Annotated in this window: 11 protein-coding genes; 3 read left to right on the top strand and 8 right to left on the bottom strand. The window is 68.7% G+C overall.

Annotated elements, in window-relative coordinates; all coding sequences use genetic code 11:
- Positions 1 to 17: 17 nt before the first annotated feature.
- Positions 18 to 599: a TetR/AcrR family transcriptional regulator gene (locus VBO01S_RS19380; protein ID WP_062478023.1), complete on the bottom strand. Its 582-nt coding sequence runs from the start codon at positions 597 to 599 to the stop codon at positions 18 to 20.
- Positions 600 to 686: 87 nt separating this feature from the next.
- On the opposite strand from VBO01S_RS19380, the gene VBO01S_RS19385 reads away from it, so the two are divergent.
- Both VBO01S_RS19385 and cynS read left to right on the top strand, forming a co-directional pair.
- Positions 687 to 1,109 carry a nuclear transport factor 2 family protein gene (locus tag VBO01S_RS19385; protein ID WP_062478026.1) on the top strand — a complete coding sequence of 141 codons (423 nt, stop codon included), beginning with the start codon at positions 687 to 689 and terminating at the stop codon, positions 1,107 to 1,109.
- 73 nt (positions 1,110 to 1,182) lie between these two features.
- Positions 1,183 to 1,626 (top strand): cyanase, encoded by a 444-nt coding sequence (gene cynS, locus VBO01S_RS19390; protein WP_062478028.1) that lies wholly within the window; start codon positions 1,183 to 1,185, stop codon positions 1,624 to 1,626.
- A gap of 14 nt (positions 1,627 to 1,640) precedes the next feature.
- On the opposite strand, the gene VBO01S_RS19395 is transcribed toward cynS, so the two are convergent.
- From VBO01S_RS19395 to VBO01S_RS19410, 4 genes are all read right to left on the bottom strand, one after another.
- Positions 1,641 to 2,405, bottom strand: coding sequence for an SDR family oxidoreductase (locus tag VBO01S_RS19395; protein WP_062478031.1), 765 nt, complete (start codon positions 2,403 to 2,405; stop codon positions 1,641 to 1,643).
- A gap of 161 nt (positions 2,406 to 2,566) precedes the next feature.
- Positions 2,567 to 3,169, bottom strand: coding sequence for a Pr6Pr family membrane protein (locus tag VBO01S_RS19400; protein ID WP_062478034.1), 603 nt, complete (start codon positions 3,167 to 3,169; stop codon positions 2,567 to 2,569).
- A gap of 17 nt (positions 3,170 to 3,186) precedes the next feature.
- The gene (locus tag VBO01S_RS19405) at positions 3,187 to 3,537 is read right to left on the bottom strand and encodes a DUF1161 domain-containing protein (protein ID WP_062478037.1); all 351 of its coding nucleotides are present in this window, start codon (positions 3,535 to 3,537) and stop codon (positions 3,187 to 3,189) included.
- A 194-nt stretch (positions 3,538 to 3,731) separates the two neighbouring features.
- A complete protein-coding gene (locus VBO01S_RS19410) occupies positions 3,732 to 5,966 on the bottom strand; it encodes an NADP-dependent isocitrate dehydrogenase (protein ID WP_062478041.1) in 2,235 nt (744 codons plus the stop codon).
- 167 nt (positions 5,967 to 6,133) lie between these two features.
- Between VBO01S_RS19410 and VBO01S_RS19415 the strand changes: the two genes are divergently transcribed.
- A complete protein-coding gene (locus VBO01S_RS19415; RefSeq protein ID WP_062478044.1) occupies positions 6,134 to 6,940 on the top strand; it encodes a hypothetical protein in 807 nt (268 codons plus the stop codon).
- Between the two features lie 15 nt (positions 6,941 to 6,955).
- Here VBO01S_RS19415 and VBO01S_RS19420 read toward each other — a convergent pair whose 3' ends face one another.
- From VBO01S_RS19420 to VBO01S_RS32710, 3 genes are all read right to left on the bottom strand, one after another.
- Positions 6,956 to 8,269, bottom strand: a complete 1,314-nt coding sequence (locus VBO01S_RS19420; protein ID WP_062478057.1) for a CynX/NimT family MFS transporter — start codon at positions 8,267 to 8,269, stop codon at positions 6,956 to 6,958.
- Positions 8,270 to 8,274: 5 nt separating this feature from the next.
- Positions 8,275 to 8,955, bottom strand: a complete 681-nt coding sequence (locus tag VBO01S_RS19425; protein ID WP_062478047.1) for a FadR/GntR family transcriptional regulator — start codon at positions 8,953 to 8,955, stop codon at positions 8,275 to 8,277.
- A gap of 112 nt (positions 8,956 to 9,067) precedes the next feature.
- On the bottom strand, positions 9,068 to 9,675 hold a 608-nt coding region (locus VBO01S_RS32710), incomplete at its 5' end, for a hypothetical protein (RefSeq protein WP_176579575.1).

A 9,675-nucleotide genomic window follows, 5' to 3' on the forward strand; every position in this document is an offset into this window, starting at 1 on the left:
GAGTGAGCGATGTGATGTTATCGAAGGGCGACCAGCGCATCGAGCAGCCGCCGCAGGTCGTCGACCGCCTCGCGCGCCAGCGCCGCATCGCCCATCTGCGCCTTGACGATGGCGCCGTCGACGCCGAGCGCGGCCGCCTGTGCAACGGCCATGCGCTGCGGGCCGTCGGGCAGCAGGCCGGCGATCACCTCGACCATCTCGCGCTTGTGCTCGCGCGCGATGTCGGCGGCGCCGGCCACGCTGGCCCCCACTTCCACCACCGAGTTGATGAAGGCACAGCCCCGAAACAGCGGGTCGGCGAACCACTCGGCCATCACGTCGGCCAGCACCGGCAGCGCCTGCCCCTGCGCGATGCGCTGCTGCGCGTCGCGCCGGCCCAGCGCATCGACGAACCAGGCCATCCACACGCCGTGCCGGTGGTCGAGAAAGGCGCGCACCAGGTCGTCCTTCGAGGGGAAGTGCCGGTAGAAGGTGACCTTGGTGACGCCCGACGCGGCGATCACGCGGTCGATGCCGGTGGCGCGGATGCCGTCGGCGTAGAAGAGCTCGTGCGCCGTGAGCAGGATGCGCTCGCGCGCGGGCAGTGCAGAGATGTCCATGCGGCGATTGTAGGCATGTAGACAGGTCTGTCTACTCGTGGCACATTGCGGGCCTTCATCACTTCATCTTTTGACTGAAAGACCGCCATGGAATCCCGTCCGCCGCTGCCGCCCTTCACCCTCGAATCCGCCCACCAGAAAGTCCAGGCCGCCGAAGACGCCTGGAACTCGCGCGACCCCGCGCGCGTGAGCCTGGCCTACACGCCCGACACCGAATGGCGCAACCGCGCGGACTTCGTCAATGGCCGCGAGCAGGTGGTGGAATTCCTCACCCGCAAGTGGGAGCGCGAGCACGACTACCGCCTGAAGAAGCAGCTGTGGGCCTTCATGGACAACCGCATCGCGGTGCGCTTCGAGTACGAATGGCACGACGCCGCAGGCCAGTGGTTCCGCAGCCATGGCAACGAGAACTGGGAGTTTGCGCAGAACGGGTTGATGCAAAGGCGCTACGCGAGCATCAACGACCAGCCCATCGCGGAATCGGAGCGCAAGTTCCGCTGGGAGCGCTGAGGCGCAGGGGGCGACAACGGGCATGCCTGTTGCTTGCCCTGTCGCATCCCTTCATATCCAGGAGCCACGCCGCATGAACCGCAACGACGTCACCGAGAAGATCATCACCGTGAAGGTGTCCAAGGGCATCCAGTGGGCCGACGTGGCCCAAAAGGTCGGCCTGTCGAAGGAGTGGACCACCGCCGCCTGCCTCGGCCAGATGACGCTCGACGACAAGCAGGCCAAGGTCGTCGGCAAGATCTTCGGCCTCACGCCCGAGGAGCAGAAGTGGCTCCAGGTCGTGCCCTACAAGGGCTCGCTGCCCACGCCCGTGCCCACCGACCCGCTGATCTACCGCTGGTACGAGGTGGTGAGCGTGTACGGCACCACCATCAAGGAACTGATCCACGAGGAGTTCGGCGACGGCATCATGAGCGCCATCGACTTCAGCATGGACATCCAGCGCCAGCCCGACCCGAAGGGCGACCGCGTCAACGTGGTGCTGTCGGGCAAGTTCCTGCCGTACAAGAGCTACTGAGGCCCGGCGTTCAGTCAGTACACCGGTGCCGCCGGCTTCGGCCGCGGCGTCGGGGCCGGGCGCCAGCCCGGGCCGGCCATGCCGTAGCGCGCGCCCTCGATCGCACCCGCAATGGCACGCGCCACACCATCGACCGGTGTCGTCAGCCGCCGCCGCGTGCGCATGCGCTCGAAGGCGTAGCTGTCGGCGATGCGCTCGGCCAGCGGGTCGGCGGCCTCGGCCACGTCGGGGCTCACCAGCGAGACGTGCACGCGGCCCGCGTGTTCCCGCCGCAGCCCTTCGGAAATCGCCTGCACCGCGTACTGCGTGCCGTGGTACACGGCCGAGTCGGGCGTGGCGCCGCCCATGGCCACCGGCGCGACGTTGACGATGTGGCCCCAGCCCTGCTCCTGCATCGTGGGCAGCACGGCCGCCACGCCCAGCAGCATGCCGCGCAGGTTGACGTCGATCATCAGCTCCCACTCCTCGATCTTGCGCTGCCACAGCGGCGACAGCGGCATCACGCCGGCGGCGTTCACCAGCACGTCGATGCGGTCGTGCGTGTCGAGGGCGAACTCGGCAAAGGCCTCCATGTCGGGCCGGTGCGTCACATCGAGCCGACGGAAGCTCGCCGAGCCGCCGGTGGCATTGATCTCGGCCGCGAGCGCCGCGAGCCGTTCGGTGCGGCGCGCGCCGAGCACCACATGGGCGCCGCGCCGCGCGAGCCGCCGCGCCGTCGCCTCGCCGATGCCGCTGCTGGCGCCGGTGACGAGAACCACTGTGTCCTGGATTGCACTCATACAAAACTCCTCATGCGGGTCGATGCGCCACGGCGCGAAGGGTGCACCGGGCATGCAGAGGAGTCTCGGGGCGAAGGGGCCGGAGGCGGTATCCGGATCGAACGAGGTTTTTGCCTGATCCTGCGAAATGCAGAAAGAGGCGGGCCGTGCGCGGGGCCGCGTCAGGCGCGCCGGCCCAGCCGATTCCCCAACGCCAGCAGCCCCCATCCCGCCAGCCCGAAGGTCAGCGCGATGCCTGCTGCATAGACGGCCACGCCGCCGTAGCCGCCGACGTTGGCGGGGTTGAGGAAGGGGTAGGGGTACCAGCCCGTGCGGCTGCCGCGCACCAGCGTGTAGACCAGGTAGGCCATCGGGAAGACCAGCGTCCACAGCAGCTGCCGGCCGCCGAGGCGCCTGCGCGGCGGCTGCAGCAGCCAGTCGAGCAGCACGACGCACGGCATCACGTGGTGCAGCAGCGTGTTGATCCACGGCCGCAGCGCGCCGAGGTCGACGTCGCGCAGCAGGAGCGAGAAGACGATGCCGACCACCACCATGTTCACGGCCGACATGGCGCGCAGCCCTTCGTCGGGCCCCGTGGACACCGGCTGCCAGAGGCGGCGCGCGCCCAGCGTCAGCACGATGGCCGCGAACAGGTTCGAGAGGTTGGTGAAGAAGCTGAAGAAGTTGACGACGTTGAAGCCCATGCGCACATGGATCGTCAGCTGCCAGCCGATCGCCACCAGGGTCAGCAGGCCGAAGAAGAGGCGCAAGGCAGGCCAGATCACGGGATGCGGCCCTCGGCTCAGGGCTTGCAGTTGCCGCCCATGGACACCGAGCCGTCCTTGCACTCGGTGAGCATCGGTTCGCCGCGCGGTGCGGGGGCCGAGGTGGATGCAGGGGCCGGCGAGGCCGCGCCGCCTTCGCGCTGGTAGACGATCTTCTTGGTACCCAGGTCGCAGCTGCCCACCACCTGGCCGCTCGCCGTGGCGGCGGCATCGACGGTGACGACGCTGAAGTTCGTCACGCCCGATGCGGCGATCTTGGCCTCGATCTCGGCGCGCAGCGTGTCGCAGTTGCTCTGGGCGTGGGCGCCGCCGGCGGCCACGAGCAGGGTCGACGCGGCAGCAGCAGTCACAAGCAGACGGAGTTTCATGAGGGGCCTGCCTTTCTTTTCTCTTGCAGTGGAGCGGGGGGCGGGGGGCGGGGGAGTCGACGTCTAGTTTCGCGCTGCGCGGCGGCAGACGCAAAGACAAACGCAAAAACAAACGGCCTGCCGCGCGAGCGACAGGCCGTTGGTGTGGGGGCTTCCGGGTCAGTGCAGACCCGGAAGACGCAGGCGCAGCGGGATCAGGCCGCCGGTGCCAGCGCCGCGTTCAGCGTGGCGCTCGGGCGCATCACGGCTTCGTACTTCTTCGGGTCGGCCAGGTAGTAGCCGCCGATGTCCACGGCCTTGCCTTGCACGGCGGCGAGTTCGTCGACGATCTTCTTCTCGTTGGCGGTGAGCGTCTCGGCCAGCTTCTTGAACTTGGCCTGCAGCTCCTTGTCCTCGGTCTGCGCGGCGAGTTCCTGGGCCCAGTACATGGCCAGGTAGAACTGGCTGCCGCGGTTGTCCAGCTGACCGGTCTTGGGCGACGGGTTCTTGTTGTTGTCCAGCAGCTGGCCGGTGGCGGCGTCGAGCGTCTTGGCCAGGATCTTGGCCTGCGCGTTGCCGGTCTTCAGGCCCAGGTCTTCCAGGCTCACGGCCAGCGCGAGGAATTCACCGAGCGAGTCCCAGCGCAGGTGGTTTTCTTCCACCAGCTGCTGCACGTGCTTGGGGGCCGAGCCGCCCGCGCCGGTCTCGTACATGCCGCCGCCGGCCATGAGCGGCACGATCGACAGCATCTTGGCCGAGGTGCCCAGTTCCATGATGGGGAACAGGTCGGTGAGGTAGTCGCGCAGGATGTTGCCGGTGGCGCTGATGGTGTCCAGGCCGCGCACGACGCGCTCCAGCGTGTAGCGCATGGCGCGCACCTGGCTCATGATCTGGATGTCCAGGCCCGTGGTGTCGTGCTCGTGCAGGTACATCTTGACCTTGGTGATCAGCTGCGCCTCGTGCGGGCGGTAGGCGTCGAGCCAGAACACGACCGGCATGCCGGAGTTGCGCGCGCGGTTCACTGCCAGCTTCACCCAGTCGCGGATCGCGGCGTCCTTGACCTGGCACATGCGCCAGATGTCGCCCTTCTCCACGTCTTCGCTCATCAGCACTTCGCCGGTGTCCAGGTCGGTGATGTTGGCCACGCCGTCTTCGGGGATCTCGAAGGTCTTGTCGTGCGAGCCGTACTCTTCGGCCTTCTGGGCCATGAGGCCGACGTTGGGCACGGTGCCCATGGTCTTGGGGTCGAAGGCGCCGTGCCACTTGCAGAAGTTGATGATCTCCTGGTAGATGCGGGCGAAGGTCGATTCGGGCATCACGGCCTTGACGTCCTTCAGGCGGCCGTCGGCGCCCCACATCTTGCCGCCGTTGCGGATCATGGCGGGCATCGAAGCGTCCACGATCACGTCGTTGGGCGAGTGGAAGTTGGTGATGCCCTTGGCCGAGTCGACCATCGCCAGCTCGGGGCGGCCTTCGTGGCAGGCGTGCAGGTCGCGCTTGATCTCGTCCTGCGTGCTCTGGGGCAGCGTGGCGATCTTGTTGTACAGGTCGACCATGCCGTTGTTGACGTTGATGCCCAGCTCGTCGAACAGCTTGCCGTGTTTCTCGAAGGCTTCCTTGTAGAAGATCTTCACGCAGTGGCCGAACACGATGGGGTGCGAGACCTTCATCATCGTGGCCTTCACGTGCAGCGAGAACATCACGCCGGTCTTGTGCGCGTCTTCGATTTCCTTTTCATAGAAGGCCAGCAGGGCCTTCTTGCTCATGAACATGGAGTCGATGATCTCGCGGTCGAGCAGCGCGACCTTGGGCTTGAGCACGATGGTCTTGCCGCTCTTGGTGATCAGCTCCATCTTGACGTTGCGCGCGCGGTCCAGGGTCATGGACTTTTCGCCGTGATAGAAGTCGCCGCCGTGCATGTGCGAGACGTGCGAGCGCGAGGCCTGGCTCCACTCGGCCATGCTGTGCGGGTTCTTGCGGGCGTATTCCTTCACGGCGCGGGGCGCGCGGCGGTCGGAGTTGCCTTCACGCAGCACGGGGTTCACGGCGCTGCCGGTGCACTTGTTGTAGCGCGTGCGGATGTCCTTGTCCTCGTCCGAGGTCGGGTTCTCCGGGTAGTCGGGGATCTTGTAGCCCTTGCCCTGCAGTTCCTTGATGGCCGACTTGAGCTGCGACACCGAGGCGCTGATGTTGGGCAGCTTGATGATGTTGGCTTCGGGCTTGAGCGTGAGCTTGCCCAGTTCGGCCAGGTTGTCGGGCACCTTCTGGTCGTCGCTCAGGAACTCGGGGAACTCGCCCAGGATGCGGGCGGCCACCGAGATGTCGCTCGTCGTCACGTTGATGCCGGCCGGAGCCGTGAAGGCGCGCACGATGGGCAGGAAGGCGTAGGTCGCCAGCAGGGGCGCCTCGTCGGTGAGGGTGTAGACGATGGTGGGTTGCTTCGTGCTCATGCGCTTGCTTCCGTAGGTTCTGGGTTGTCGAGAGGGCTGAAATTTCATTGGGCGAAATGGACTTTCGCCGGAGCCCCCCATTGTCGCCCGGTCGGGCCGGGGCGCGGCCGGAGAAACCCCGATGACCCCTCTGCCAGGGCTTCGCGCGATGGCTACCATTGCGCCCCATGAAAAAGCTGCCTCTTGCCGGGATCGTCGGTCTTCTTGCCTCGTGGCTGGCCGGCCCCGTGCTCGCTGCGCCCGCAGCCCAGGTCTTCGTGGCCGTCAAGACGCCCGAGGCCGTCGACGCCATGTGGCGCGCCCACCTGTGCGCCTTGCTGCCCCAGCCCTGCGATGCGCGGGCGCTGAAGCTGCACCGCCCGCGCGACGGCGGCGCACCCGACGACTACCTGCTCACCTCGGAAAAGCCCCTGGCCATGGCACGCCTGAAGCGCGACGCCGGCACTGGTGGCTGGCAGCTCGCGCAGCTGCACGATTTCTCGACCTACGTGGCCTCGCAGCAGCGCGACCGCCCCAGCACCGACCCCGAGCTGCACGTGGCCCTCGCGCCGGTGCTCTACCCGCTGGCCGAAGGCCGTTGGGCCGTGGCCGTGACCCAGCACGAATCGGAAAGCTATTCGGGCGGCGGCGCGTCCTATGTGACGGCCGACTTCGTGCCGCTGGACACGCCGCCCGGGCAGCGCGCCAAGGCCGCGCGCGAGGGCATCCCGTACTGGTGTTCGCGGTCGATCCGCGCCTGCTTCAGCGAGAAGGAATACAAGACCTCGAAGCACTGCCACGACGAAAGCCGCGGCAGCCTGCGCATCGCCTACGACGCGCCGGCGAAGGCCGGCGGCCCCTATGTGTGGCGCTACACCTGGCTGCAGAGCGAGTGGCCGGCGCACACGGGGCCGGCGGGCAACAAGCGCACCAGCGTCGATTTCACGGACGACAGCGCGCAGAAGCCGACCGCCTGCGACGGCGGACTGCAGTAGGCAGGCCGCAGCGGCTCAGTGCCGCGGCACGGTCACCGCGCCCACGTGCAGCGTGCGCCCCGCGCCCAGCCCCGCCATGACCAGCGCCACGCCCAGGCCGACGAACAGCCACGCCGAGGCGCGGAAGCTGCCGGTCCAGCCGTGCAGCAGCCCGGCCAGCAGCGGACCGAAGGCCGCCACCATGTAGCCCACGCCCTGCGCCATGCCCGACAGGTGCGCCGCAATGTGCGAATCGGGCGAGCGCAGCACGATCATCGTGAGCGCCAGCGCGAAGGTGCCGCCCTGCGAAATGCCCAGCACCACGGCCCAGGTCCACATGCCGCCGGGGGCGTCCAGCGGCGCGAACAGCATGGCCAGCATGGCCGCCACCGTCATCGCCGACAGCACCACCGCCAGCGCGCGCTGGTTGCGCAGCTTCACGGCCAGCGCCGGCACCACGAGGCAGGTCACGACCTGCGTCATGACCGACAGCGACACCACGTAGCCGGCCATTTCGCCGCTGAGCCCGCGCTCGCGCAGGATCGGCGCCAGCCAGCCCATCACGATGTACGCCAGGGCCGACTGCAGCCCCATGAAGAAGGTCACCTGCCAGGCCAGCCGGTCGCGCCACAGGCCGCGCACGGTGAAGCCCGACTCGCTGGCCACCGGCTTGAGCGGCAGCGCCTGCGGCGCCCAGATGAACGTGACCAGCGCGGCCGGCACGGCCCACATGGCGAGCGCCAGCGTCCAGCCGCCGCCCAGCGCGTGCTCCAGCGGCACCGTCAGGCCCGCGGCGCTGGCGGCACCGCCGCACACGGCCATGGTGTACAGGCCCATCATCAGCGCGGCCTGCTTGGCGAAGTCGCGCTTCACCAGGCCCGAGAGCAGCACGTTCGACACCGCGATGCCGCTGCCCGCGATGGCCGAGGCCAGGAACAGCAGCGGGATGTTGCCGGTGCCGCGCAGCACCGTGCCCACGCCGATCAGCACCATGCAGCCCAGCAGCGTGCGCTCGGTGCCGAAGCGGCGCCCGAGCCAGGGCGCCATCGGCGCGAACACGCCCAGGCAGACGATGGGCAGCGTGGTCAGCAGGCTGGCGGCGGTGGCCGACAGGCCGGTGGCACGGATGATTTCCGGCAGCACCACCGACAGGCTGGCGAACACCGGGCGCAGGTTGAAGGCGATGAGCACCACCGTCAGGCCCAGCAGCAGCCGGCGGCCCCGGCTGGGCGTCGGCGTGGGGCGCGGCGCGGGCAGGCTGTCGACTTCGGCGTCGATCAGCAGTTCTTCGGCGCCCGATGGCGCCGCCTGGGTGCGCGCAGCGGTGGCGGCACCCGTGGGCAAGGTCATGGCGCTCATGCGGTGCCCAATGCGAGCGCGTTGAGCGTCGGCGCCATCAGCTCGCGCACGGCGGCGGCGGCGCGCTCGGGGTCGCGGCTGGCAATGCCTTCGACGATGGCGCGATGCGCCGCCTCGTCGGGCTCGGGCAGGCTGGCGCTCAGCGTGCTGGCGATGGTTTCCTTGATGTAGCCGGTGATGAAGCGGCAGGTCTCGACCAGCGCCAGATTGCCCGACACATCGACGATGGCCAGGTGAAAGGCCAGGTCGCGCTCGATGAAGGCCGCGCCGCCGTCGGCCAGGTCGGGCTGGCCGCGCTTGTCGAGCAGGGCGTTCAACCGGCGCAGGTCTTTCGTGGTGTGGCGCACGGCGGCGAGCCGGGCGGCCTCGACCTCGAGCGCGCGGCGCACCTCGAACTGGTCGCGCAGGCTGGCCAGGCGCAGCTTCTGCAGGCTGGCCGAGGGGTCGAAGCCCGAGCGCACGTAGGTGCCCGAACCCTGCCGCACCTCGAGCAGGCCGCGCGAGACCAGCGTCTTCACCGCCTCGCGCACCGTGCCGCGGCTCACGCCCAGCAGCTGCGCCAGCTGGGGCTCGATCGGAATGCGCGAGCCGATGGGCCAGCGGCCCGCCGCGATCTCGGTGCGGATGCTGTTCGCGGCGGCGTCGGCCAGGGAGGTGCGGGGCGGTTGGACGAGCATGGGATCAGGGTGGCTTATTCATTCAATGATTGGATGAATTTAACCATTGTCAAAAAGACGCGGTCGGCGGGAGGGGCATGAAGGCGGCGCGGCGGGTGTCCGGCCGCCCGCTTTACCAGCTGCCCGAGGCGCCGCCGCCGCTGCTCGAACCGCCGCTGTCCGAGGAGGACGAAGACGACGAGGAAGAGGAGGACGACGAACTGCTGCTGCTCCAGCCGCTGTCCCCATCGCCGTCGCCCGATTCCATGACGCCGGGCGGCAGGAAGCCGATCAGCATCGAGAAGAACGCCGCCAGCGCGATGGGAATCCACGAGGTGTCGGGCACCGGGCCGGGCGAGGTGATGTGGAACACGTAGCCGCAGATGCCCGCCACGATGACCAGACGGATGAGGAAGCTGACCACGCTGCGCTGGAAGGTGTTGACCATGCAGCGCACGATGATCACCGCGAACAGCGTCACGCCGCCGATGCACAGCGCCCACAGGAAGCCCCACCAGAAGCGGTCGGCGCCGACTGTGAATGCGATGGCGACCAGCGACGCGATCACGAGCACGAAGCCGCCCATGAAGATGGCGGCCGTGCGCGACATGCCGCAGAGAAAGCCCAGGCCGTAGCCGAAGATCGCCGGCATCGCCAGCACCAGCGCGATGGCCGGGTTCAGCAGCGCCGCGCCGGCGGCCAGCGGGCCAGCCCCGAGCAGGCCGAGCACCAGGCGCAGGT

This window comes from Variovorax boronicumulans NBRC 103145 (assembly GCF_001591345.1).
In the GTDB taxonomy this organism is placed as follows: Bacteria; Pseudomonadota; Gammaproteobacteria; order Burkholderiales; family Burkholderiaceae_C; genus Variovorax; species Variovorax boronicumulans.